Origin of the sequence: Baekduia alba, from assembly GCF_028416635.1 — a bacterium.
GTDB classification, from domain to species: domain Bacteria; phylum Actinomycetota; class Thermoleophilia; order Solirubrobacterales; family Solirubrobacteraceae; genus Baekduia; species Baekduia alba.
Genome location: NZ_CP114013.1, coordinates 672581 through 695004, shown reverse-complemented (window position 1 = coordinate 695004; position 22424 = coordinate 672581). Strand labels below are relative to the sequence as shown.

The 22424-nt window shown below is 73.7% G+C and carries 26 protein-coding genes and 1 pseudogene; 10 read left to right on the top strand and 17 right to left on the bottom strand.

What is annotated here, in order from left to right:
- Window positions 1-13: 13 nt before the first annotated feature.
- From DSM104299_RS03310 to DSM104299_RS03280, 7 genes are all read right to left on the bottom strand, one after another.
- On the bottom strand, window positions 14-760 hold the full coding sequence (locus DSM104299_RS03310; protein WP_272475868.1) for a DUF6597 domain-containing transcriptional factor: 747 nt from the start codon (window positions 758-760) through the stop codon (window positions 14-16).
- A gap of 18 nt (window positions 761-778) precedes the next feature.
- Window positions 779-1633 carry a PfkB family carbohydrate kinase gene (locus DSM104299_RS03305; RefSeq protein ID WP_272475867.1) on the bottom strand — a complete coding sequence of 285 codons (855 nt, stop codon included), beginning with the start codon at window positions 1631-1633 and terminating at the stop codon, window positions 779-781.
- Window positions 1630-2310: a M48 family metallopeptidase gene (locus tag DSM104299_RS03300; protein WP_272475866.1), complete on the bottom strand. Its 681-nt coding sequence runs from the start codon at window positions 2308-2310 to the stop codon at window positions 1630-1632. The genes DSM104299_RS03305 and DSM104299_RS03300 overlap by 4 nt, the downstream gene beginning before the upstream one ends.
- Window positions 2311-2360: 50 nt before the next feature.
- Window positions 2361-2681, bottom strand: coding sequence for a hypothetical protein (locus tag DSM104299_RS03295; RefSeq protein ID WP_272475865.1), 321 nt, complete (start codon window positions 2679-2681; stop codon window positions 2361-2363).
- Window positions 2678-3610 (bottom strand): tetratricopeptide repeat protein, encoded by a 933-nt coding sequence (locus DSM104299_RS03290; protein WP_272475864.1) that lies wholly within the window; start codon window positions 3608-3610, stop codon window positions 2678-2680. Before DSM104299_RS03290 ends, DSM104299_RS03295 begins: the two co-directional genes overlap by 4 nt.
- Before the next feature lie 8 nt (window positions 3611-3618).
- Window positions 3619-4464, bottom strand: coding sequence for a tetratricopeptide repeat protein (locus DSM104299_RS03285; protein ID WP_272475863.1), 846 nt, complete (start codon window positions 4462-4464; stop codon window positions 3619-3621).
- A 62-nt stretch (window positions 4465-4526) separates the two neighbouring features.
- Window positions 4527-5990, bottom strand: coding sequence for an aminotransferase class I/II-fold pyridoxal phosphate-dependent enzyme (locus DSM104299_RS03280; protein WP_272475862.1), 1464 nt, complete (start codon window positions 5988-5990; stop codon window positions 4527-4529).
- Window positions 5991-6014: 24 nt separating this feature from the next.
- Here DSM104299_RS03280 and DSM104299_RS03275 point away from each other — a divergent pair, with 24 nt between their 5' ends.
- Both DSM104299_RS03275 and DSM104299_RS03270 read left to right on the top strand, forming a co-directional pair.
- A complete protein-coding gene (locus DSM104299_RS03275) occupies window positions 6015-6305 on the top strand; it encodes a hypothetical protein (RefSeq protein ID WP_272475861.1) in 291 nt (96 codons plus the stop codon).
- Between the two features lie 89 nt (window positions 6306-6394).
- The gene (locus tag DSM104299_RS03270; protein WP_272475860.1) at window positions 6395-7051 is read left to right on the top strand and encodes a hypothetical protein; all 657 of its coding nucleotides are present in this window, start codon (window positions 6395-6397) and stop codon (window positions 7049-7051) included.
- On the opposite strand, the gene DSM104299_RS03265 is transcribed toward DSM104299_RS03270, so the two are convergent.
- The 3 genes from DSM104299_RS03265 to DSM104299_RS03255 are packed head-to-tail and all read right to left on the bottom strand — an operon-like array spanning window position 7048 to window position 9862.
- Entirely contained in the window at window positions 7048-7857 is an 810-nt protein-coding gene (locus DSM104299_RS03265; protein ID WP_272475859.1) for a class I SAM-dependent methyltransferase, read from the bottom strand. The two genes, DSM104299_RS03270 and DSM104299_RS03265, sit on opposite strands and share 4 nt — an antisense overlap.
- Window positions 7858-7879: 22 nt before the next feature.
- Window positions 7880-8809 carry a methylenetetrahydrofolate reductase [NAD(P)H] gene (gene metF / locus DSM104299_RS03260; RefSeq protein ID WP_272475858.1) on the bottom strand — a complete coding sequence of 310 codons (930 nt, stop codon included), beginning with the start codon at window positions 8807-8809 and terminating at the stop codon, window positions 7880-7882.
- 51 nt (window positions 8810-8860) lie between these two features.
- The gene (locus DSM104299_RS03255; RefSeq protein ID WP_272475857.1) at window positions 8861-9862 is read right to left on the bottom strand and encodes an MBL fold metallo-hydrolase; all 1002 of its coding nucleotides are present in this window, start codon (window positions 9860-9862) and stop codon (window positions 8861-8863) included.
- Window positions 9863-9889: 27 nt separating this feature from the next.
- Between DSM104299_RS03255 and DSM104299_RS03250 the strand changes: the two genes are divergently transcribed.
- The 5 genes from DSM104299_RS03250 (at window position 9890) to DSM104299_RS03230 (ending at window position 14360) form a co-directional block, all read left to right on the top strand.
- On the top strand, window positions 9890-10654 hold the full coding sequence (locus tag DSM104299_RS03250; RefSeq protein ID WP_272475856.1) for an MBL fold metallo-hydrolase: 765 nt from the start codon (window positions 9890-9892) through the stop codon (window positions 10652-10654).
- Window positions 10655-10664: 10 nt separating this feature from the next.
- Complete coding sequence (locus DSM104299_RS03245; protein ID WP_272475855.1) at window positions 10665-11039, top strand: hypothetical protein; 375 nt, start codon at window positions 10665-10667, stop codon at window positions 11037-11039.
- Between the two features lie 70 nt (window positions 11040-11109).
- Complete coding sequence (locus DSM104299_RS03240; RefSeq protein ID WP_272475854.1) at window positions 11110-12057, top strand: PKD domain-containing protein; 948 nt, start codon at window positions 11110-11112, stop codon at window positions 12055-12057.
- 33 nt (window positions 12058-12090) lie between these two features.
- Window positions 12091-13239, top strand: coding sequence for a pyridoxal-phosphate-dependent aminotransferase family protein (locus DSM104299_RS03235; RefSeq protein ID WP_272475853.1), 1149 nt, complete (start codon window positions 12091-12093; stop codon window positions 13237-13239).
- Complete coding sequence (locus DSM104299_RS03230; RefSeq protein WP_272475852.1) at window positions 13236-14360, top strand: aminopeptidase; 1125 nt, start codon at window positions 13236-13238, stop codon at window positions 14358-14360. Before DSM104299_RS03235 ends, DSM104299_RS03230 begins: the two co-directional genes overlap by 4 nt.
- A 178-nt stretch (window positions 14361-14538) precedes the next feature.
- On the opposite strand, the gene DSM104299_RS03225 is transcribed toward DSM104299_RS03230, so the two are convergent.
- Window positions 14539-15036 carry a hypothetical protein gene (locus tag DSM104299_RS03225; RefSeq protein WP_272475851.1) on the bottom strand — a complete coding sequence of 166 codons (498 nt, stop codon included), beginning with the start codon at window positions 15034-15036 and terminating at the stop codon, window positions 14539-14541.
- Window positions 14997-15659: a cation:proton antiporter domain-containing protein gene (locus DSM104299_RS03220; RefSeq protein WP_272475850.1), complete on the bottom strand. Its 663-nt coding sequence runs from the start codon at window positions 15657-15659 to the stop codon at window positions 14997-14999. Before DSM104299_RS03220 ends, DSM104299_RS03225 begins: the two co-directional genes overlap by 40 nt.
- Before the next feature lie 505 nt (window positions 15660-16164).
- On the opposite strand from DSM104299_RS03220, the gene pyk reads away from it, so the two are divergent.
- The gene (gene pyk, locus DSM104299_RS03215; RefSeq protein ID WP_272475849.1) at window positions 16165-17580 is read left to right on the top strand and encodes a pyruvate kinase; all 1416 of its coding nucleotides are present in this window, start codon (window positions 16165-16167) and stop codon (window positions 17578-17580) included.
- Here pyk and DSM104299_RS03210 read toward each other — a convergent pair.
- Genes DSM104299_RS03210 through DSM104299_RS03200 form a run of 3 tightly spaced genes read right to left on the bottom strand, consistent with a single transcriptional unit; the run spans window position 17516 to window position 20380 of the window.
- A complete protein-coding gene (locus DSM104299_RS03210; protein WP_272475848.1) occupies window positions 17516-18208 on the bottom strand; it encodes a TVP38/TMEM64 family protein in 693 nt (230 codons plus the stop codon). The two genes, pyk and DSM104299_RS03210, sit on opposite strands and share 65 nt — an antisense overlap.
- Window positions 18209-18212: 4 nt before the next feature.
- Entirely contained in the window at window positions 18213-19589 is a 1377-nt protein-coding gene (locus tag DSM104299_RS03205) for an ABC1 kinase family protein (protein ID WP_272475847.1), read from the bottom strand.
- A gap of 53 nt (window positions 19590-19642) precedes the next feature.
- Window positions 19643-20380: an MBL fold metallo-hydrolase gene (locus tag DSM104299_RS03200; RefSeq protein WP_272475846.1), complete on the bottom strand. Its 738-nt coding sequence runs from the start codon at window positions 20378-20380 to the stop codon at window positions 19643-19645.
- Between the two features lie 20 nt (window positions 20381-20400).
- Here DSM104299_RS03200 and DSM104299_RS03195 point away from each other — a divergent pair, with 20 nt between their 5' ends.
- The gene (locus DSM104299_RS03195) at window positions 20401-20775 is read left to right on the top strand and encodes a VOC family protein (RefSeq protein WP_272475845.1); all 375 of its coding nucleotides are present in this window, start codon (window positions 20401-20403) and stop codon (window positions 20773-20775) included.
- A gap of 151 nt (window positions 20776-20926) precedes the next feature.
- Window positions 20927-21175 carry a hypothetical protein gene (locus DSM104299_RS03190; protein WP_272475844.1) on the top strand — a complete coding sequence of 83 codons (249 nt, stop codon included), beginning with the start codon at window positions 20927-20929 and terminating at the stop codon, window positions 21173-21175.
- 174 nt (window positions 21176-21349) lie between these two features.
- Here DSM104299_RS03190 and DSM104299_RS03185 read toward each other — a convergent pair.
- Together DSM104299_RS03185 and DSM104299_RS03180 are read right to left on the bottom strand one after the other, a co-directional pair.
- Window positions 21350-21670 (bottom strand): annotated as a pseudogene (locus DSM104299_RS03185) (proline racemase family protein); the annotation flags it as partial.
- A 12-nt stretch (window positions 21671-21682) separates the two neighbouring features.
- Complete coding sequence (locus DSM104299_RS03180) at window positions 21683-22393, bottom strand: HAD-IA family hydrolase (RefSeq protein WP_272475842.1); 711 nt, start codon at window positions 22391-22393, stop codon at window positions 21683-21685.
- Window positions 22394-22424 lie beyond the last annotated feature (31 nt).

The following is a 22424-nucleotide window of genomic DNA, read 5'->3' as shown; positions in this document are numbered from 1 at the left end:
GGGCGGGGGCGGCTCAGCGCGGGCGCGGCGGCTCGCCTGCCGGGCCGGCGCCGGCCGCGAGCAGCGCCGAGGGCGGCAGGCCGGCGAGGCGGCGGGACTCGCGGGCGAGGTGGGCCTGGTCGGCGTAGCCGGCTTCGGCGGCGAGGCGGGCGAGCGGCGCGTCGATCGTGCGCGCCGCGCGCAGGAAGCGCTGGAACCGCAGCACGCGCACGAGCGTCGCCGGGCCGTAGCCGACGGCGGCCTCGAAGCGGCGCCGCAGCTGGCGCGCGCTCAGGCCCGCCACGGCGGCCGCCTCCGCCTCGCCCCTGCGCGGTCGTGCCAGCGCCAGCGCCGCGCGCCGGACCTCGTGGTCGGCGGCCTCCGGCGCGGGCAGCCGCTCGGCGACCCCGCCGATCAGCGCCAGCAGCGCGTCCTCGGGCGTCGGCGCGGCGAGCGCGCGCGCCTCGACCCGCCGCGCGTGCGCGCCCCAGATCTCCTCGAGTCCTACACCCTGGTCGCGGAGCTCGCCGACCGGCAGCCCCAGCGCCGCGCCCGCGGCCCCCACGCGGAAGCGCACGCCGACCCGGGCCTGCCCCGGCGTCGCCGGCGCGAGCACCGCCGCCGTCGCCGGCCCCGCCACGACCAGCCGCCCGCCGTCCATCACGACGTCGACGCACGCGTCCGGCAGGACCCGCGTCTCACCGCCGTGCGAGACCCAGACGCACGCGACGAGCGCCTCCAGCCCGGGCGGCGGGGCGTATTCGCGGTAGGCGACGGACACGCCTCCATGGTTGCGCACTCACCAGTAGGCCGACAACTCGCCGACCACCGGCGCGCGCTCGCAGAGCAGGGCGGCGCCGACCCGGGCGCCCAGCGCGCAGGCGGCGGGGAGGTCGTCGCCGCGGGCCAGCGCGGCGGTCAGCGCGGCGGCGAACGCGTCGCCGCAGCCGTAGTCGTCGACGGGCGCGCCGGGCAGCGCCACGGCGTCCCAGCGGCCGGTCGTGCCGTCGGCCGCGCGCCAGGAGCCTCCGGCGGCGCCTTCGGTCTGGACGATCCAGCGCGGGCGGGTCGCGGCGACCAGGGCATCGTCGATCGCCTCACCGGGATCGCCGGCGCTGCCGACCAGGACGTCGACGGACACGCCCGCCGCGATCAGCGGGTCGCGGGCACGCGGCGTCGCGACGAGCACCTTCGCGCCGCGCGCCGCCCGGACCGCCGCCGCGTCGCCGGCGGTGAGGAAGACGCCGTCGAACGACGCCAGCGCCGCCCAGTCGACCGCGTCGTCGCCGTGCGGCACGAGCCGCGGGCCGAGGACGGTGATCGTGCGGTCACCGTCGCCGTCGCCGTCGCCCTCGCCCGTCGTGAGGTACGTGATCACCCGTCGCTGCTCGCGCCCCGCGTGGACGCCGGCGCGCACGTCGATCCCGGCCTCCCCCAGCCGCGCGACCGTCCGCTGCGCCCGCGCGTCGTCGCCGACCGCGCAGTAGAACGCGCAGCGACCGGTAAGCGACCGCAAGGCATAGGCCGCCATCCCGCCGCCGCCCGCCGGCTCCTCGTGCGCGGACTCGGCGTGCAGGATCTCGCCGGCCCGTGGGAGTCGCCCGACGACCACGAAGTCGACCCACTCGACGTGCCCGACGACCGCGAGCTTCACAGCACCAGCGTCGCGCCGTGGTCGCGCAGCCAGCGGCGCGGGACCTCGTAGCCCGGCATCAGCCGCTCCATCGCCGCCCAGAAGCGCGGCGAGTGGTCCATGACCGCCAGGTGCGCGGCCTCGTGGCGGACGACGTACTCCAGCACCGCCTCGGGCGCGAGCAGCAGCCGCCAGTTGAACGACATCGCGCCGCGCGACGAGCAGGAGCCCCACCGCGTCCGCTGGTCGCGGATCGTCAACCTGGTGTACTCGCGCCCGATCGCGCCCGCCGCCGCGTCCAGCCGCGGCGCGATCTCGATCCGCGCCTGCTTGCGGTACCACCGCTCGATCGCGACGCGCGCCGCGTCGTCGCCCGGCACGAGTAGCACGTCGCCGCGCCGGTGCACGCGGGTCCGGCCGGCCTGCGGCGTCAGCACGAGGTCGACGCCGAGGTAGGGCACCGTCCCGGGCGCCCGCGCGGCGACGCGCGCCCGCGACCGCTCGACCTCGGCCCGCCGCCGCGCGATCCACGTGCGCAGCTCGACGACCGCCCGCTCGGCGTCCCGCGCCGCCGCGCGCTTGGGCAGGACGACCTCGACCGCCCCGTCGCGCGGATCGACCCGCACGCGCACGCGCCGCGCACGGTCGGACCGGCGGATGGTGTACTCGAACGGAGCGGCGGCGCCGGGCGCGGACATCGGCGCTGCAGGGTACGACGCGCGGCCGACGGCTCAGGCGGCGCGCGCCGTCACCAGACGACCATCGTGTCGCTCCAGACGACACCGTCGTCGTCGTCCACGAGCGCGTTCCAGGCGGCCAGCGTGGTGGCGTCCCACCCGTCCTCCTCCGGGATCTCGTCGTCCACGGCGACCCAGTCCCATGCGTCGACGACCAGCCCGAGCTCCGCCGCGGCGGTCGCGACGAGCGCGGTGAACGTGCCGATGTCGGGCGCGAGCGCCGCGGTGTGGATGAACCCGCCCTCGGCGTCGTCGGGCAGCTCGCACTCCGCGGCCCCTTCCCGCCGGACCACCCCGACCAGCGCGTACCAGCGCCGGCGCTCCTCGCTCACCCGCGGCGCTCCTCCAGCAGCCCCGCGAGGTTGGCCACCGCCAGGTCGTCGCCCAGCTCGGCCCCGCGGCGGAACGCCAGCTCGGCGTCGTCGACGCGACCCTGGTCCCAGAGCATGACGCCGAGGTTGTTGTAGGCCTCGTCGTCTCCGTGGAGGGCGGCGCGGCGGTACAGCTCCTCGGCCTCGCCGGACGCCGGGTCGCGGTCGCTCAAGTGATTGGCCAACTGCGTCTCGGCGGTCGCGACCTCGCGCCCGGCGCCCTCGCGCAGCACCGCGACGGCCTCCTCCACGCGGTCGTCGAGGCGCAGCACGGACGCCAGGAAGGCATAGGCCTCGAGCCCGCCGGCGGCGATCGCCTCGCGCAAGACGACCTCGGCCTCGTCCAGGCGGTCCTCGTCCTGGAGCAGCGCGCCGAGGTCGACCAGGGCGTTGGCGTCGCCCGCCGTCGCGCCCTCGCGAAACAGCGCCTCGGCGGCCTCGACCTCGTCGACGTCGGCGAGCGCGTTGGCGAGCAGCCGATGCTCGGTCTCGCCGATCGCGACGGTCGTGCGCCACAGGGCGATCGCCTCCTCGACGCGCCCGATGTCGTACAACAACAGCCCGAGGTTGTGGCCTGCGGCGAGCTCGCCGCGATCGGCCGCGGCGCGGTAGGACGTCTCCGCCCCCGCCAGGTCGCCCTGATCCCACAGCGCGTTGCCGAGCGGGATCAGCGCGTCCGGGTCGCCCGTGTCGACCGCGTCGCGCAACACCGGGACGGCCTCGGCGGCGCGGTCCAGCTCGATCAGCAGCTCGCCGAGGTAGTACCCGGCGTCGGGCTCGCCGGCGTCGACCGCGCCGCGCAGCAGCCGCTCGGCCTCCGCGTACTCGTGCGCGGCCTGCGCGCGCAGGCCCTCCCCGATCGATCCGGAGCGATGGACGTCATCAGCCATGCCGCCAACTACAGCAGGTCGGCGCCCTCGTCCTCTTCCCCGAAGCGCGCGACCAGATCCCGGGCCCTCGCGACCACGCGCACGACGTCGGGCACGCGCTCGTCCTCCCAGCGCGCGATCAGCCGGCGCAGCAGCCCGATCGCCACGGCCGGCGAGCCCAGCTCGAGCAGCACCGCGGCCTGCTTGAGGTCGAGCGCGGCCCGCCGCGCGCGGGCGGCCGGGTCGTCGCGCTCGCCGAGGTCGGCGCGCAGCGCCGCGAACGTCCCCGCCACGTCGGTCGCCACGACGGCCACGTAGCGGTCGTGCGCCGCGTCCAGCTCCTCGTCGTCGCGCCGCGCTTGGGCCAGCGCCTCGACGACGTTCATGAGCGCGAAGACCCGCGGCACCAGCAGCGGTCCCGCGTCGACGCCCTCCAACGCGGCGTCCAGCGAGTTGTAGGCCTCGATCGCCTCGTCGAGCCGCCCACCGCGGTGCAGCGCGAGCGCCCGCGCCAGCGCGTCGCGCGTCGCGGCGACGGGGTCGGCGCGATCCTCGGCCAGCAGCGCGTCGAACACGACGACCGCCTCGTCGTGTCGGCCGGACTGCTCCAGCGCCCCGCCGAGCTGGCGGCGCGCCCGGTGCACGACCGCGACGACCGCCGGCGCGTCCTCGGCCCCGAACCGGACGAGCAGCTCGCGCAGCGTCGCGATCGCCTCCTCCAGACGACCCGCGCGCGCGAACGCGCGACCGCGCCGCAGCAGCGCGCCCGCCATCGTCACCCGCAGCCCGGTGACGGCCCCGTCGCCGAGCGCCGACGCGCCGTCCCGTCCATTCGCGGTCCCTACGGCGTGCGAGGTGTGGTCGAGCCGAGCCATGGCTGCCTCCGAGGAGGCGGCAGCGTACAGGAACGCCCATGTCCCTAGTGACTTTTTCTTCGCTACAGCACGCGCAGCGTCTTCAGCGACGTGTCGCGGGCGACGATCGAGCCGCCGGATGCGCGGGCCTGCTCGAGGTACATCACCGCGTCGGCGCCGACGCGGAAGCCCTCCAGGATCAGCGGGATGCCCGGCGGGTAGACCTCGACCTCCTCGGCCGCGACCTTGCCGATCGCCTCGCGCAGCGGCACCTCGTGGCCGATCGACTTGGCCAGGCGCTTGGCGTCGTAGGGGCGGATGACCGGCCGGTCGCCGATGCCGCCGAACGGGTTGCCGGGCGCGGGCTGGCGCGTGCGACCGGGCAGCTGCCGGCCGTCGAGGATCGCGACGAGCGCGTCGACCGTCGCGCCCACCGCGCCGTCGCCGAGCTGGAACGTCGTGATCAGGGTGACGGTCTGCACGCCGGCCTTCTCGATGACGATCCCGCGGTCGACGAGCGCCTCGGCGACGTCGTAGCCCGACAGCGAGAAGCGCGACAGCCCGAGCGTCGTCTTGACGAGGTCCGCGCCCGCGACGTTGCGGCCCACGGCCTCCAGCCAGCGCGAGTCGTCGAGGTGGTCGAGGTCGGGCAGCGCGCGGCGCAGCGCCGCCTTCAGCCGCTCGGTCCGCTCGATCGACGCCCCCAACAACTCGGAGCCGCGCGCGCTCAGCGCCCGGACCGCGGCGTCGGCGCTGGCCAGCAGCCCGTAGGACGGCGACGTGGTCACGTACTCGCGGTAGGCCTCTTCGAGCAGCTCGGTGTCGACGCGCTCCTCGCGCCAGTGGATCAGCCCCGTCTGCTGCAGGCCGCCCGCGAGCTTGTGGGTCGACTGCACGCAGATGTCGGCGCCGGCGGCCATCGCCGAGCACGGCAGGTCCTCGTGGAAGTGCAGGTGCCCGCCCCACGCCTCGTCGACGAACACCAGGCAGTCCGGCGACCGCTCGTGCACCGCGGCCACGATGTCCTCCGTGTTGCCCACCAGCCCCTCGTAGGTCGGCGACGTGTAGACGACCGCGAGCGCCTCGGGGTAGCGGTCCAGCGCGCTGACGACGTCGTCGACCGACGGCGGCAGCAGCGCCTCGAAGCGCGCGTCGTAGGGCGCCGGCAGGAACCGGAAGTCCAAGTCGAAGGCCTTGATCGCGTTCATCATCGAGTGATGGATGTTGCGCGCGACGAGCACGAGCGCGTCCTGGCGCTCCATCGCCAGCATCCGCAGGACGACCCAGTTCGAGCCGCTGGACCCGTGGACGCTGAACATGGTGCGGTCGGCGCCCTGCGCGGCGGCGGCGAAGCGCTCGGCCTCGCCGAAGACGCCGGTGTGGTCGACCAGCGTGCCGAAGAAGCCGGCGGAGATCGAGACGTCCGATGCGTAGAAGTCCTCGACCCGCTCCTGGCCGGGCAGGATCGACGGCGTGCACCAGCGGTGGTACTTGCGCACGTCCTCGTTGAGGACGCGGACGATCGGCGACGACGGGATCGGGTCCATGGTGATCCGGCATCATGCCCTGCCGTGCCCCGTTCCATCGCACGCCTGCCACCGCAGGTCCAGCCGCCGTTCGAGGTCTTCATCTCGGGCGTGCCGCAGCAGCAGGGCGTCGACTTCGTCCTCGACGGCCGCGACCTCGTCTTCGAGGGCCGCGCGCTGCGCAAGGACAAGGTCTCCGGCTGGCGGTGGTTCCTGGGCGCGTGGGGCGTCGGGACCTACCGGCAGAACGACTCGGTCGACGTCCGCTACACGCTCAACGGGCGGCCGATGGTCGCCGAGGGGCTGGAGATCGTCGCCGAGGACGACGGCGCCTAGGCAGGGGGACGTCGCGGCGGGCTCTCCGCCCGGGGGAGGTACGGCTACCCCGCTTTGCGCAGGTCTGGGCAGGAGGGACCCTTCGTGGCATGTCCGCCCCCGCCCTGTACGTCCTCCCCGACCGCGCGCAGCAGCGCGGTGCGCTCGCGCTGCAGTCGCGGGTGTGGGAGCCCGCGGCCCGCGCGCTGCTCGACGACCTCGCGCTGCCCGCGGACGCGACCGTGCTGCGCATCGGCTGGCACGACCACGACGGCGCGCCGCCGTCCGGCACCTTCGACCTCGTCCACGCCCGCTTCCAGCTCTCGATGCTCGGCCGGGCCGGCGAGCAGATCGAGACCTACAAGACGCTCGTCGCGCCGGGCGGCGTGCTGGTGATCGAGGAGCCGGACACCCGGACGCTCGTCCACGAGCCCTACGCGCCCGCGACCGCCCACCTCGTCGGCCGCGCCGCGCAGGCGCTGAAGGTCGCCGGCGGCGACCTCGACGCCGGCCGCCGGCTCCCGGCGCTCATGCGCCGCGCGGGCCTGGAGCCGCACGTCCGGACCCACGTCCTCGGGCTCGAGGCCGGCCACCCCTACCTCCACCTCCCGCTGCACCTCGCCGACCTCTACGCCGACCGCCTCGCCGACATCCTCGGCGGCGACGGCCTGGCCTACCTGCACCGCCAGGCCGCGTCCGAGCTCGCGGACCCCGACCGGCGCGGGACGACGTTCACGCTCGTGCAGGCGTGGGCGCGGGTGGGCTAGGCCTCGGCGGCGGCGCGCGCCTCGACCAGCAGGTACTCGAGCGACAGCGCGACGCGGCCGTCGTCGTCGGTCGTCGCGCTCGCGCTGACGTGCGCGGCCACCGCGGCGAGCAGCTGCGGCCAGCGGCCTTCGGCCTCCAGGCGCGGCCGCTCGGCGACCACGTGACCGGCGGTCCGGACCAGGAAGGCGACCGCGCTCAGGCGGTTCTCGAACGTCAGCGTGAGCGCTTCGGGGTGCGCGGCGCCGGCGACGACGCCGGCGTCGGTGAGCAGCGCGCGGGCCGCGTCGGGGTCGCCCCAGCGCGACGGGGGCAGGCCGGCCAGCGGCGGGGGCGCGACGAACGGCGCCACCGCGGCGCCCAGGCCGGGCATTACGCCGCCCGGCGTCCAACTCGCGAGCACGACGCGTGCCCCGGGCGCGCACACGCGCGCCAGCTCGGCCGCGGCGCGGGGCTGATCCGAGGCGTACATGATCCCGAAGGCCGAGACCACGACGTCGACGCTCGCGTCGGCCACCGGCAGCGCGCCGAGGTCGCCGACGCGCCAGTCGATCGTGAGGTCCAGGCCCTCGCCGCGCTCGCGCGCGATCGCCAGGAGCGCGGGCTCGAAGTCGACGCCTATAACCTGCTCGGCGCCGCGGGCGGCCGCCATCAGCGCGGCGTTGCCCGTGCCGCAGGCGAGGTCCAGGACGCGGTCGCCGGGCGCGACGCGGGCGAGGTCCACCGCGCGCTGCGCCGCCGGCTTGAGCCGCTGGGCCATCAGCGGGTACTCGCCGACGCCCCAGGTGGTCGCGGGGTGGTCGGCCATGACGATGCCTGTGCCTCGGCGCCTACGCGCCGACGGGCGGCCGGCGCGGCTCGCCGAGGCCCGTGCGCCGTGCGTCCCACGGCTGCCACAGCCGCAGCGCGCTGAGGATCGCCCGCGTCGCGGGCGAGCGGTTCATGGTGCAGAAGTGGATCCCGGGCGCGCCGTGCGCGAGCAGGTCGGCGCACTGCATCGTCGCGTAGGAGACGCCGAACTCCGCGACGGCCTCCTTGTCGTCCTGGCGCGCGTCGAGCTCGCCGAGGACATGCTCGGGCATCGTCGCGCCGCACAGCCCGGTGATCGTCTTGATCTGCCCGTAGCTGGTGATCGGCATGATGCCCGGGATGATCGGGACGCCGATCCCGACCGCGCGCGCCCGCTCGACGAAGTCGTAGTACAACTGGTTGTCGAAGAACAGCTGCGTGATGAGGAAGTCGACGCCGGCGTCGACCTTCTCCTTCAGGTAGCGCAGGTCGTCCTCGGGCGACGTCGCGTGGATGTGCGTCTCCGGGAAGCACGCGGCGGCAATCGCGAAGTCGTAGTCCTCGCGCAGCAGCGCGACGAGCTGATGGGAGTACTCCAGACCGCCCTCGGACGCGACCCACTCGGTCTGCCCGCGCGGCGGGTCGCCGCGGAGCGCGAGGACGTTGTCGATGCCGGCCTCGCGGATCTCCGCGAGCGTCTCGCGCAGCTCGTCGGTGGTCGCGCCGACGCACGTGAAGTGCGCCATCGCCTCCAGGCCGTGCGTCTCCTTGATGTGGCGGACGATCTCGACCGTCTTGTCGCGCGTGGCCCCGCCGGCGCCGTAGGTGACCGACACGAAGGACGGGTCCAGCGGCGCGAGCTCGGTCAGCGCGTGCTTGAAGTTCTCCTCGCCCTCGGGCGTCTTGGGCGGGAAGAACTCGAAGGAGAACGTCGGGTCGTCGCCGCCGAGCAGCTCGCTGATCCGTGGCATGGTCCGCCTAACCCTAACACGATCGTGTCAAGGTTTGGGACGGGTGTCCGGTCAGGTCTTCGCGGCCCAGCGCTCCGGGCCGTCGTCGACGCGGTGGACCCGGTCGGCGTGCTCCAGGTGGCGGAGGTAGGACAGCGTCTCCGAGAGCCACCAGTTCGCGTTCATCGGCGTGATCGCGGCGCCGTAGATCTTCGGGATCGCGTCGAAGGCGGTCAGGCCGGGCTCGGCCGCGATCACCGCCTCCACGCGCGCGAGGCGGTCGCGCACGAGCGTCCGGTTGGCGTTGATGTGGGCCTGGACGTCGGTGAACGTGCGGCCGTGGCCGGAGAGGCAGAGCCGCGCGTCGAGCTCCTGGACGAGGTCGAGCGAGTGCAGGAACTCGCCGGCCGGATCGGGCGAGTAGCCGTAGTCGTAGTACAACGACACGCGGCCGAGGAGGTGGTCGCCCGAGAGCAGGATCCGGCGCTCCTCCTGGTAGAGGCAGACGTGCGACGGCGCGTGGCCGGGCGTCTCGAAGACCTGCCAGGTGCCGAGGTCGGTGTGGACCTCGACGTCGGGCACGAGGTCGCGATGCGGCTCGACGATCCCGGCGATGCCGTAGCCCTGGCCGCGGCGCGTCTGCGCGTAGCGGGTGAGCGGGTCCTCGGGCACGCCCGACTGCCGCGCGACCTCGATGCGCCGGTCGAACGCGGCATCCGGATCGCGCGCGGCGCTGAGCATGTGATCGTGGTTGGGATGCATCCACAGCTCGCACCCGGTGCGCTCGACGATCGTCGCCGCCTGCCCGTAGTGGTCGGAGTGCGCGTGCGTGCAGACCAACAGCCGGACGAGGTCCAGGTTGAGGTTGACCTGCGCCAGCGCCCGCTCCAGGTGACCCATCGAGCCCGGCTCGTGCATGCCGGTGTCGACCAGGACGATGCCGTCGCCGGCGGCCAGGGCCCAGGCGTTGCAGTGCGGGACGCCCGGCCACGGGAGCGGCAGCCGCAGCCGCCACACACCCGGCAGGACACGCTCCCCTCGACCGACTTCCCGCTTGCGATTGGCCTCCGGCATCTGGGTTCAACCCTAGACTGCGCGCAGATGTCCCAAGCTGCCGCCGGTCGGATCCGCGCTCGTCCCCGCCTCGCGCGCCTGAACGCCGGCGGGCCGGAGTCGATCGCCGACGGCGTGTGGGTCGTGCGCGGCGGCTTCCCGAGCAGGACCATGAACGTGTACTTGGTCCGGGACGGTGGTGGGGTCCTGGCCTTCGACGCCGGGATCGAGGCGATGACCGCGTCCGTCGCGCTCGCGGCGCGGCAGCTCGGCGGGCTCACGCGGATCGTGCTCGGCCACGGCCATCCGGACCATCGCGGCGTCGCGCCCGGGCTGTCCGACGTGCCCGTCTTCTGCCATCCGGACGAGGTCGCCGACGCCGAGGGCGACGGCGGGATGCACTACTTCAACCTGTCCGAGCTCGCGCCGCACGGCCGCGTCGTGCTCGGCGCGATGCTCGGCGCCTGGGACGGCGGGCCGGTGAAGGTCGCGGGCACCGTCTCCGAGGGCGACGACGTCGCCGGCTTCCAGGTCGTCCACCTGCCCGGCCACGCGCCGGGGCTCATCGGCCTGTGGCGGCCCAGCGACCGCCTCGCCCTCGTCAGCGACACCTTCTACACACTCGACCCGCAGACCGGCCTGCACGGCCATCCGCGCGTCCCGCACCGCGCATTCAACTGGGACACGGAGGTCGCGCGCGCCTCGATCCGCAAGCTCGCCGCGCTGGAGCCGAACACGGCGTGGGCCGGGCACGCGAACCCGCTGACCGGCGACGTGGCCGCGCAGCTCGAGCACGCCGCGGCGACGACGTAGCCTCTGCACCATGGGCCGCCGCAGCCGCCAGCGCGGGCGCACCGACAAGCTCGAGGCGCCGACCACCGACTACGCCTCGCCCGACGGCGAGCAGGTCCTGACCCTGCGCGGGGCGCTCTCGCCGAAGTCGCGCCAGCAGTACGCCGCGACCGCCGACCCCGCGCAGGCGCGCGCCGCGGCCAACGTCGAGGACGTCCGCGCCCGCGCGATCGAGTTCCTGTTCGAGCGCCTGGTCGCGACGTGGGTCGTCAACGAGGTCGCGACCGCGGGCGCCAAGGCGCTGCTGGCCCGCTACCGCGCGGCGACGCGCGCCGAGCGCACGTGGATCACCGACGTGCTGCGCGAGCACTGCGCCGAGTGGTTCCCCGACGTGAAGGTCCCATAGGGGCCCGTTTCCTGGACGTTCGTCCGTTGCGCGCTGTGGCGTCCACCGCGAGAGTGCCGGCTACTACCCCGTGATCGCGCTGTCCGACGGCAACGAGGTCGCGGTGGCGTGGGTCGACAGCGCCTCGGGAAGCATCGCGGCGCGCCTGGGCACGTTCGGCCAGCCGTTCACCAGCGCGGCCGCGACGTTCGCATCGGGCGGCTCCGCGCCATCGGTCGACATGACGCCGACCGGGCGGACGGCCGTGATCTGGGGCGCGAACCCTGGACCGTCGCTGCACACGGCCCTCCGGGAGGCCGGCGGCAGCGCGTTCACCGAGACGGCCCCGATCACCAGCGACCTCTACTGGTGGTACGGGAACGTCGCGGTCACGCCGGTGCTGTTCGACGGCGCCGGCGACGCGATCGCCGCCTGGGGGGCCGCCGGGTCGCGGGAGGGCTTCAGCGTCCTCGACGTCACCGGGCCCGAGCTGCGGGCGGTCAACGTTCCCGGCAGCGCCACCGCGGGCACCGCGGTCGGCGGGTTCTCGGTCGCGACGTTCGACACGTTCTCGGCGGTCGGCACGCCGCATTGGGACTTCGGCGACGGCGCCGGCGCGGACGGCGGCAGCGTCTCGCACACCTACAACAACGCCGGCACCTACACGATCAAGGTCACCGCGACCGACGCCGTCGGCAACGCGACGAGCGCGACGCGGTCGATCGCGGTGGGCGCGGCGGTGACGCCGCCGGCGACGACGCCACCGGGCGTCAAGCCGCCGCCGGTCGCGAAGACGCCGGCCAAGTGCAAGGTCCCCAAGCTGACCGGCCTCACCTACGCCCAGGCCAAGGCGAAGCTCACCAGCGCGCACTGCAAGGTCGGCAAGACCACGAAGCCGAAGGGCCGCAAGACCACCAAGAACCTCGTGGTCAAGGCGCAGTCGCGCAAGGCCGGGACGTCGACGACCTCCGGCGCGAAGGTCGACATCACCATGAAGGTCAAGCCCAAGCCGAAGCACAAGAAGGCCAAGAAGCACTAGGCGCACGGGCACGGGCCGGTAACGTCCCCCGGCGTGCCGACCGTCGAAGACGTTCCCGCCCGCCTGCTGCTCGGCTCCGGCCCGTCGCCGGTGCCCTACCGGATCCTGAAGGCCCTGAGCCATCCGACCGTCGGGCACCTGGACCCCGCGTTCGGCGCGCTGCAGGACGACCTCGCCGCGCGGCTGCGTCGCGTGATGAAGACCACCAACAAGGTCACATTCCCGCTCAGCGCGACCGGCAGCGGCGGGATGCAGGCGATGGTGGACACCTTGATCGCGCCGGGCGACCGCGTCGTCGTCGGCGTGCACGGCGCGTTCGGCGGCCGCATGGCCGACGCGCTCGGCCGCGCGGGCGCGGACGTCGTGAAGGTCGAGCAGCAGTGGGGCCGCGCGATCGAGGTCGAGCGGCTGGTCGAGGCCGCGGCCGACGAGGCGACGCGGGCGCTGTTCGTCGTCCACGGCGAGACGTCGACCGGCGTCGCGCAGCCGCTCGACGGGCTGGCCGACGCGATCCACGGGCACGACGGGCTGCTGCTCGTCGACTGCGTGACGTCGCTGGCCGGGCACCCGCTGGACCTCGACGCGGCCGGCGTCGACGCCGCGTTCTCCGGGACCCAGAAGTGCCTCAACGTGCCCCCCGGCCTCGCGCCCTTCACGGTCGGCGACCGCGCGCTCGCGCGGCTCCGACGGCGATCCTGGTACTTCGACCTCCAGGCGATGGTCGACTACTGGTTCGCCGACGGGCCGCGCGCGTACCACCACACCGCGCCCATCAACATGATCTACGCGCTGCACGAAGGGCTGCGGATCGTCGACGAGGAGGGCCTGGAGGCGCGCTGGGCGCGGCACGCGGTCGCGCACGAGGCGCTGCGTCAGGCGCTCGCCGTCTTCGGCTTCGAGCGCTTCGCGCCCGACGGCGAGCAGTTGTCGTCCCTGCTCGCCGTGCAGATCCCCGAGGCGGTCGACGACGCCGCCGTGCGCGGCGCGCTGTTGCAGGACTTCGGCATCGAGGTCAGCGGCGGGCTCGGGCCGCTGGCCGGCCGCGCGTGGCGGATCGGCGTCATGGGCGAGGGCGCCAACCAAGAGCCCCAAGAACGCCTCGTGCGGGCGGTGGCGGGGTTGATCGGCGGCGACGAGGCCGCGGCGGTCCGCGCGCTGGCCGAAGGGTGGGCCGCGGCGTGAGCGGCGCGGACGCCCCGTACGACTTCAACGAGGTCACGCCGCACCTCGACCCGGCGGGCTTCGCCGACCTCCTCGCCGGCTACTGCCTGGACGTCCAGCCCGGCCAGCAGGTGCTCGTCCGCTCCACGACGCTCGCCGAGCCGCTGCTGCTGGAGCTGCAGCGCGCGATCCTGGAGCGCGACGCGTGGTGCTTCCTGCGCGTCGAGCTGCCCGGCGAGGCGGCGTCGTTCTACCGCCACGCGCGCGACCGCCACCTCGACACCTATCCGGCGCTGGCCTACGAGGAGGCCAAGCGCATCGACGCGACGGTCGGGATCCAGGCGCCGGACGACGTCCGGGCGCTGGCCAGCGTCGACCCGGAGCTGATGACGCGCGCCGCGCGCGGCCGCCGCGACATCCGCGAGCAGATGCTGAAGAAGCGCTGGTGCTCGACGCTGTGGCCGACGCCCGCGAGCGCGGCGCTCGCGGGCATGGAGCTCGACGACTTCGCGCGCTTCGTCGCCCGCGCGCTGTTCCTGGACCGCCCGGATCCGGTCGGCGGGTGGGGCGAGCTGCACGACTTCCAGGCCGCGCTGATCGACCGGCTGGCGGGCGCGAAGACGATGCGGATCGAGGCCGAGGGCACCGACATCACGCTCGACGTCGGCCGGCGCACGTGGGTCAACAGCGACGGCAAGCGCAACATGCCGTCGGGGGAGGTCTTCACCGGCCCGCACGAGCACTCCGCCAGCGGCCGCATCCGCTTCACCGTGCCGTCGTCGCCGGCCGGCGTCGACGTCCGCGGCGTCGAGCTGGAGTTCCGCGACGGCGAGGTCATGAGCGCCACCGCCGAGCACGGCGAGGAGTACCTGCGGCGCGCGCTGGCGACCGACGACGGCGCGCGCTACCTCGGCGAGCTCGGCATCGGCACCAACTACGGCATCGACCGCGCGATCGGCGCGATCCTCTTCGACGAGAAGATCGGCGGGACCGTCCACCTGGCGCTGGGTCGCTCCTATCCCGAGACCGGCGGCAAGAACGTCAGCGCGCTGCACTGGGACCTGATCTGCGACCTGCGCGAGGGCGGGCGGCTGACGGCCGACGGCGTGACCATCCAGGAGGACGGGCACTTCAAGCTGTAGGCGTGCCCGTCGTTGGATACCGTTACTGACTACTAAAATCGTGCGGCAAAAGAGAGGGAGCCCCGGCGAGCCGTGCGCCGGTTCCCGGGTGGTCGGTGGAGGGGACCCTGTCCGGTTCCCTCCACCCACTCATCCAGCAGCCGTCAGCACTCGTGACCGCGTCAGGCGCTGCCCCTCATCACGACGTCTCCTTCCTGCTCAACCCTCGCTGGCGAAGGTCCCAGACGGTGTTCGCGAGCGCGTGGAGCACCGTGACGGTGAGGATCGCCATCGCCACGACGGCGCCGGCCGCGGGGTAGGTCGTGACCGCGACGGTCAGCGAGAGGATGATCGCGGTGATCCCGTTCTGCTGGGCCAGTGCGAGATGCCACCGGTCGGCGCGCGGGAGCTTGCGCGTCAGCAGCGGCGCGACTGCCACCTGCGCCGCGTAGGCCAGCGCGCCCAGGGTCACGCCCTGCGCGAGCTGCTCGCGGCCACCGACGTCGGCGGCCAGCACGACCCCGAGCGCCGCGGCGGCGAGGCACAGCGCCGCGAGCGTGACGCGCTCGATCAGCCGTCCCAGCGGCGGCCGGACGATCAAGCCCATCAGCGCCACCGCGAGCATCGACGCGGTTGCGACCCCAAGACCGAGTCCCGTCAGCAGCGCCGGGGCCGCCGCGAGGCGCTCGCGGCGCATCGCGGCGGGACCAGGCTGGCCCACCGACCTCGAGCTGGGCGCTTGGTCGCCCAGAAGACGACCGCCACGCCCCCGGCCAGCAGCAGGTTGACCGCGAGCGCCTGCACGTAGACGAGCAGTCCGCCCGCGCCCCCGGACCGCTGATCGGCCACCTGGATGACCAGCCAGGCCAGCAGCACGGTGACGGGGTCATCGAACGACGACCACGCCCGCAGGATGCTCTGAGCGCGCGGTGACAGGCGCCCTTCGCGCTCGAGCGCGCTGACGCTGAGCGGATCGATCTGAGCCATCACGACGCCCAGGATCAGCAGCCTGGCGTCGCCGAAGACGAGCGCCAGGAGCACGCCGATCAGCGCAGCCTTGAGCACGACTCCGACGGTCAGGACGCGTGCGAGCAGCCAGGCGTCCCGACGCGCTTGGGACAGGTCGATCCCGTGCGTCCCCGCGTACAGGCCGACCGCGAGCAGCGCGGTCGTGGCCAGCGCGAACGCGGGCGACTCGTGGAACCCCGTCGCGCCCATCGCCCGCGTGAGCACCACGCCGATGACGGTGCAGACCGCCAGCAGCGTCAGTTGTTTGGCGGCACGTGCCAGCGGGTGGGCACGTCCAATCTCGCCTCTCATGAGGCGCTCCTTTCACGACGGGCCGCTCGCCGAGCGGCCCACTAACGGAGGTGCCGGAGGATCCGTCCGGCGCGGGAAACGCGTGTGAGCGCTTCGTCCAACCGCCCCACCCCACCGTCGGGGCAGAAGCGGCTCGGCGCGACGCTCAGGACGATCGATCGGCGTCGCTCTACTGCTTCGTTGGTCCCCTGACCCACTCCGTCAGATCCGACTACTGGGCCATGAGGCGCAGCACTCTCCGAAGCGACGTGGGCGTCGCTTTGAAGCTGAGAGATCGGTCGGCGCCCGGCTCGGGTATGGAGAGCGGTTCACCCAGGGGTGATGCCGGGAAGGGTGCTGAGTTCGAGCTGCGGTAGAGGAGCTCGCCACGATACGCGAGGCGCCCGCCCGCACGCGTTCGAGGGCGACCGAATCACCCGGATAGGGCATCGACGGCGCCTGATCGGGCCAGCGTTCACCGCCGGTATGCAGGCTTCCTGCGCGCGCGCAGTACCGTGACTCCCCGATGACCCGCCGCACGAAGATCGTCGCCACCATCGGCCCCGCGTCCAACAACCCTGAGACGCTCGTGCGGATGATCGAGGCGGGCATGGACGTCGCCCGCCTGAACTTCAGCCACGGCTCGCACGAGCAGCACGCCGAGACCGCGCAGCTCGTCCGCGACGCCGCCGGCCGCGCCGGCCGCCCCGTCGCGCTCCTGCAGGATCTGCCGGGTCCCAAGCTCCGCATCGGCCCGCTGGTCGAGGGCACCGTCGAGCTGAAGGTCGGCGACAAGGTCGTCTTCGAGTGCGGCAAGGACGACGGCACCGCCGGCGACGCGCGCCGCATGACGATCAGCTGGGCGGGCCTGGCCCGCGCGCTCGACCCCGGCGACGTGCTGTACCTCGCCGACGGCTCGGTGCGCCTGCGCGCGACCGCGGTCCGCGAGGGCGACAACGAGGTCGAGGCCGAGGTCGAGATCGGCGGCACCGTCGCCTCCCGCCAGGGCCTCAACATCCCGGGCCCCGCCGACGAGCTGCCCTCCGTCCCCGAGGAGGACCTCCTCCACCTGGAGGCCGGCCGCCAGATCGGGGTCGACATGGTGGCCTTGAGCTTCGTCCGCCGCCCCGAGGACGTGTTCTTCGTGCGCGAGCACACGCGCGTCCCGCTGATCGCGAAGATCGAGAAGCCCCAGGCCGTCGACAACGCGCTGGAGATCGTGCGCGCCGCGGACTGCGTGATGGTCGCGCGCGGCGACCTCGGCATCGAGCTGCCGATCGAGGAGGTCCCGATCGTGCAGAAGAACCTCATCGCGCTGGCCGGCGCCAACGCGCGCCCGGTGATCACCGCGACGCAGATGCTCGACTCGATGGTCACGTCGTCGCGCCCGACGCGCGCCGAGGTGGCCGACGTCGCCAACGCGATCCTCGACGGGACGGACGCCATCATGTTGTCCCAGGAGTCCGCGGTCGGCGCCCACCCGGTCGGCGCCATCGCGATGATGTCGGCGATCGCGGTGCACACCGAGCGCCACGCGCCCTATCAGCGCTGGCTGGAGACGCGCGTCAAGCGCGACCACCGCGACCCGTCCTACACCGTCGCGCACGCGGCGTGCCAGGCGGCGTCCGAGCTGGACCTCGACGCGCTCATCGTGCCGACGCTGTCCGGCCGCTCCGCCCGCCTCATCTCCGCCCACCGCCCCAACGTCCCGATCTACGCGCTCTCCCCCGGGCGCGAGACGGTCCGGCGCTGCATGCTCATGTGGGGCGTGCGCGCCGCGTCGATGAAGCGCCACGAGGTGACCGAGGCGCTGATCGCCGACGCGTGTCAGCGCGTCATCGAGCTCGGCTGGTGTCGGCCCGGGATGCGCGTCGGCGTCACGGCCGGCCTGCCGAGCGGGCGGCCGGGGACGACGTCGCTGTTCCAGGTGCAGGAGCTCTAGCGGACCGCAGGTCCCGGCGCGCCGCGAGCGCGCCGACCAAGGCCATGATGATGAGGACGGCGAACGCGGCGAACGCCTCGGGCGAGCCGAGGTCGTCGAGCGAGCCGCCCAGCGCGGTGTAGGCGAACGCGCGCGGCGCACAGCCCAGCGCGGTTGCGGCCGCGAACGTGCGCAGCGCGACCGGCGACAGGCCCGCCGCGTAGTTCACCAGGCTGTAGGGCACGCCGGGCACGATCCGCGCGTACAGCACCGACAGGAACCCGCGGCGGCCGATCCACTCGCGCAGCGCCCGCAGGCGCGGGCCTTGCAGCTCGACCACGGCGTCGTGCGCGATCCAGCGCGACAGGCTGAACGCGAGCATCGCGCCGAGCGTGGCGCTGACGATCGCGATCGGCGTCCCGAGCCAGGTCCCGAACAGCAGCCCGGCCGCGCCCGCCAGCAGCGGGCCGGGGAAGAGCGCGGGCGTCAGGCAGGCCGAGACGGCGATGAAGATCAACGGACCGAGCACGCCGTAGCCGTCCATCCAGTCGCGTATGCGATCCGACGACAGCTTGCCGGTGCTCGCCACGAGCACGAACGCGCCGACGATCAAGACCCCCAAGTACGCGAGGCGCGCCAGCGCGCGCACCGCCTCAGCGCGAGGCGAGGAACTCGGCCTCCTGGCGCCCGAGCTCGGTGACGGGCTCGTCGCCGTAGACCCACTCGCGCGCGATCCGGTTCCAGTTCGCGGTCGCGCGCAGCTGGCTGATGACCGCCAGCGTCAGCATCTCCAGCCGGCGGCCGAAGAGGTGCTCGGGCGGCAGCGTCTCGTGGCGCATCTTGCCCCACCAGCGCGAGCGCGGGTCGCTCATCTGGATCATCACGTCGGTCGCGATGTCCGGCGTCAGCGCCATCGCGGCGTCGAGCGTGTACCAGCCGGTGAGATCGTGGAACTGCTCCAGGATCGAGTCCGGGTCGTAGTACTCGGGCTGCCCGAGCCAGCCGCCGCCGTGCAGGTGCTCGATCAACTCCTCGCCGCGCCCTTCCATCCCGAGGCGCTGGGTCTGGAGCTCGTACTCGGCGACTTCGTCGGAGATCCGCTTGAACAGCCCGAAGTCCAGGAACGCCATGCGGCCGTCGTCGAGCAGCAGGCAGTTGCCGGGATGCGGGTCGCCCGAGAACTGGTGGTGGCGGTACATCGACCCGAAGTAGAAGCGGAAGATGATCTCGCCGAGGCGGTTGCGCTCCTCGTCCGCGCACGTCTTGAACTCGTCGAACTTCCGACCGGTGACGAACTCCGAGACGATCACGCGCTCGTGGCTGAGCGACGTGTACACGTCGGGGATCACGACGAACGGATGGCCCTTGTAGATCCGGGCGAGCGTGCGCTGGTTCTGGGCCTCGAGCTCGTAGTCGAGCTCCTCCTCGATGCGCCCGCGGATCTCGGCGCCGAGCTCCTGCGGGTCCAGGCCGGGCGCGACGGACTTCATCAGCCGCAGGATGATCCCGAGGTTCTGCAGGTCGGATCGGACGGCGCGCGCGACGCCCGGGTACTGGACCTTGACCGCGACGTCCTTGCCGTCGTAGCGGGCGCGGTAGACCTGGCCGATCGAGGCGGCGGCGACCGGCGACGGGTCGAAGGACTCGAAGACGTCGTCGAGCTTCTCGCCGTACTCCTCCTCCAGGACCTTCTTCATGTCCTTGAACGAGACCTTCGGCGCGGCGTCGCGCAGCTTGGCGAGCTCGGCCTGGAACTCCTCGCGGAACTCCTCCGGGACCAGGCCGACGTCCAGGAAGGACATCACCTGGCCGAGCTTCATCGCGGCGCCCTTCATCGTCCCGAGCGCGGCGACGATCTGCTTGGCGGTCTCGACCTGCCGGCGGGCCATCGCGTCCTGCGCGGACTGCTCGTCGCGGGTGAGGTTGACGACGCGGGTGCCGGCCTGCTTGGCGCCCTGCGTGGCAGCGAGACGCCCGACCTTCGCGGCGCGTGCCCACCGCGAGGTCGGGATGCGATCGTCGCGGGCCATCGTGGCCTAGTGGTCCCGTCCGGGATTCCGCGCGGAACCCCCGGAGGGGGCCACTAGCGCTCCACCTTGCTGCCCGGGACGATGTCATCGCGTCCGTCGGGCCAGCGGACCCACGCCTTGTGGCCTCCGTCGTAGTCGTCGCCGAGCAGGATCAGCGTCGCGGGCTCGCCGAGCGCGGTGACCTGCTCGGTCCCTTCGGGGTCCAGGCCGCGCCAGAGGCGGATGAACTTGTTGTTCTCGTACTCCTCGGCCACGGTCGTGGCGTCGGTGTGCCCGGGCTGGATGACCGTGTCCGGCGGCAGCCGCATCAGCGTGTCCATCACCGAGGACTTGAGATCGGCGCAGGACGTCGAGCCGGGGGCGCGGACGCCGCCGACCGAGTTCTTGAACAACGTGTCGCCGGTGAAGACGTTGCCGTCGACGAGGAGCCCGAGCATCCCCGCGGTATGCCCGGGGATGTGCAGCGTCTGCACGTCGAGTCCACCGGCGCGGACGGTCTCGCCCGCGTCCATCGTCCCGGTGGCGGTGTCGACGAGGTCGCGCTCGAGCGGATGGATCAGCACCTGGACGTCGGGCCAGCGCTCCACGATCTGCGGGACCTCGGAGACGTGGTCGAAGTGATGGTGGGTCAGCAGCACGTGCGTCGGCGTCAGGTCGTGCTCGGCGACCTTGTCGAACAGCGGCTCCAGCGGCCCGCCCGCGTCCACGAAGAACGCCTCGCCGCCCGGCTCGGCGGCGACGAGGAACGTGTTCGAGAGGAACTGCGGGTGCATCGAGCGCTCGAGGATCATGCAGGTACATTGACAGCCTGATGCCCGAGCTCATCCACACCTGTTACCGGATCGGCGACATCGACCGCTCCGTCGCCTTCTACGAGGCCCTCGGCTTCGAGGAGCGACGGCGTATGGACCTGCCCGACGGCGCCATCAACGTCTTCATGGGGATCCCCGGCGACGGCGACCGCCTCGAGCTCACCTGGAACCCGGGCGTCGAGTCCTACGACCTCGGCACGGGCTACAACCACATCGCCCTGACGGTGCCCTCGCTGGCCGACACGCTCGGCGAGCTGTCGACCTCCGGGATCTCGCCGGAGAAGCCGCCCTACAACGTCGGCGGCTCGGGCTCGCTGATCTGCTTCGTCCGCGACCCGGACGGCTACCGGGTCGAGCTCATCGAGCGGCCCTAGGCGCGCGCGGGCGCCGCGCAAGCCGCCAGCGCGACGATCGCGGACAGGAAGTTGGCGGCTCGGCGCGGCGCCATGGAGTGAGTGTGCGCCGTGTCGGCGCGCACGTCCAGAGCCGGGTGGCAGCCGGACATGTCCGCGATACTGCGCGGTGATGCTGGACGCGAGCCATCGAGGGGCGTTGCGGGCCGTCGCCGACGGCGCGGCGACGGAGGAGCATGCCGGGGCGGTGCGCAACCTGGCGCTGGCAGGGCTCGTGCAGCCCGTCGACGGCGCGTGGACGGTGACGCAGACCGGTCACGCCGTGCTCGAGCTGGAGCGCGCGGGCGGCGGCGGCGCGGGCGCGAGCGACGGCGCCGGATCCGACGTGATGGCCAAGATCCGCGACTGGTTCATGACCTGAGCGCTAGCGGAGGACGAAGCCCGTCCCGAGCGGATCGCGCGGGTCGAGCATGAAGCGGTGCTCGCCGGTCCGGAAGGCCGCGCCGCGGACCTCGGTCAGCAGGCCCTCGGGCGTCTCGCCCAGCGCTCGGGCCGCGAAGCGCGTGCCGACGATCGTCACCTCCGGCCCCGCGCCGCGGCCGGACTCCACGGCCCACCGGCCGAGCGCGATCGTGCCGTGCCCGCATGCGGTCGAGTAGCCGTCCTTGCGCCAGAACAGGACGCCAAAGTCCGCGCTCGCGTCGTCGGGCTCGACGACGAAGCACCCGTACATGTCGGCGTGGCCGCGCGGCTCGTGGCACAGCAGCCGGCGCACGGCGTCGATCGCCTCCGACCCGCGCGCCGTCTCCCGCTTGGCGCGCACCGTCGTCCCCGCGATCGGCGGCACGCCGTCCAGCACGATCCGGAACGGCTCGCCGGCCGTGTGGTAGTCGACGGTGCGGCAGTCCATGGCCATGGCCGCCCAGTCTCACACCCGGTCGAGGACGGCGGCGAGGCCGTGCGGCGCGCCGGCCGGCGACATCGGCAGGATCAGCGTGCGCAGGCCGGCGTCCGCCGCGCCGCCGTCGGCCTCGGGGTGGTCGCCGACCATCAGCGCGCGCTCGGGCGCCACCGCGAGCGCGGCGCACGCCGCGCGGAAGATCGCCGGGTCCGGCTTGACCGCGCCGATCTCATAGGACAACACGACCGCGTCGACCAGGGCGAGTAGCCCGAGCCCGGCGAGCACCGGCCGCAGGTCGAAGCCGACGTTGCTCACCGCGGCCACCGCGATCCCGCGCTCGCGCAGCGCGCGGAGCGTCGGCGCCGCGTCCGGGTAGGCGACCCAGCCTTCGGGCCGGAGGATCCGCTCGTAGAGCGCGGTCGCCAGCGGCTCCGCCGCCCGCGTGGCGAGCAGCCCGGCGTAGGCGGCGCGGTGCGCCGCCGGCGAGGTGTCGCGCGCGCCGTAGGCCGCGGCCAGCGCCTCCGGCACGGCGTCGGGATACGGCCCGCCCGGCCGCCCGGCCTGCTCCAGCGCGACCGCGAGCGCCGCCGGATCCGCCACCGCGACCCCGGCCCGCGCGGCCGCGCCAGCGACCCACGCGTCGCGCTCCTCCGGCATCGCCAGCGTCCCGGCGACGTCGAACAGCACCGCCGCGATGTCGCCGGTCCTCCGCCGCTCTTCCCGCGCTCCGTCGGTCACGTCGACCGGGAATATCCCGGTCAACGCACCC

Bases quoted from the DNA above. Each gene is read 5' to 3' on its own strand.
- DSM104299_RS03300 (WP_272475866.1), bottom strand. From the start codon at position 2,310: ATGTCCGCGCCCGGCGCCGCCGCTCCGTTCGAGTACACCATCCGCCGG.
- DSM104299_RS03290 (WP_272475864.1), bottom strand. From the start codon at position 3,610: ATGGCTGATGACGTCCATCGCTCCGGATCGATCGGGGAGGGCCTGCGC.
- DSM104299_RS03285 (WP_272475863.1), bottom strand. From the start codon at position 4,464: ATGGCTCGGCTCGACCACACCTCGCACGCCGTAGGGACCGCGAATGGA.
- DSM104299_RS03280 (WP_272475862.1), bottom strand. From the start codon at position 5,990: ATGGACCCGATCCCGTCGTCGCCGATCGTCCGCGTCCTCAACGAGGAC.
- DSM104299_RS03270 (WP_272475860.1), top strand. From the start codon at position 6,395: ATGTCCGCCCCCGCCCTGTACGTCCTCCCCGACCGCGCGCAGCAGCGC.
- DSM104299_RS03265 (WP_272475859.1), bottom strand. From the start codon at position 7,857: ATGGCCGACCACCCCGCGACCACCTGGGGCGTCGGCGAGTACCCGCTG.
- metF (WP_272475858.1), bottom strand. From the start codon at position 8,809: ATGCCACGGATCAGCGAGCTGCTCGGCGGCGACGACCCGACGTTCTCC.
- DSM104299_RS03255 (WP_272475857.1), bottom strand. From the start codon at position 9,862: ATGCCGGAGGCCAATCGCAAGCGGGAAGTCGGTCGAGGGGAGCGTGTC.
- DSM104299_RS03250 (WP_272475856.1), top strand. From the start codon at position 9,890: ATGTCCCAAGCTGCCGCCGGTCGGATCCGCGCTCGTCCCCGCCTCGCG.
- DSM104299_RS03245 (WP_272475855.1), top strand. From the start codon at position 10,665: ATGGGCCGCCGCAGCCGCCAGCGCGGGCGCACCGACAAGCTCGAGGCG.
- DSM104299_RS03225 (WP_272475851.1), bottom strand. From the start codon at position 15,036: ATGCGCCGCGAGCGCCTCGCGGCGGCCCCGGCGCTGCTGACGGGACTC.
- DSM104299_RS03220 (WP_272475850.1), bottom strand. From the start codon at position 15,659: ATGAGAGGCGAGATTGGACGTGCCCACCCGCTGGCACGTGCCGCCAAA.
- pyk (WP_272475849.1), top strand. From the start codon at position 16,165: ATGACCCGCCGCACGAAGATCGTCGCCACCATCGGCCCCGCGTCCAAC.
- DSM104299_RS03205 (WP_272475847.1), bottom strand. From the start codon at position 19,589: ATGGCCCGCGACGATCGCATCCCGACCTCGCGGTGGGCACGCGCCGCG.
- DSM104299_RS03200 (WP_272475846.1), bottom strand. From the start codon at position 20,380: ATGATCCTCGAGCGCTCGATGCACCCGCAGTTCCTCTCGAACACGTTC.
- DSM104299_RS03195 (WP_272475845.1), top strand. From the start codon at position 20,401: ATGCCCGAGCTCATCCACACCTGTTACCGGATCGGCGACATCGACCGC.
- DSM104299_RS03190 (WP_272475844.1), top strand. From the start codon at position 20,927: ATGCTGGACGCGAGCCATCGAGGGGCGTTGCGGGCCGTCGCCGACGGC.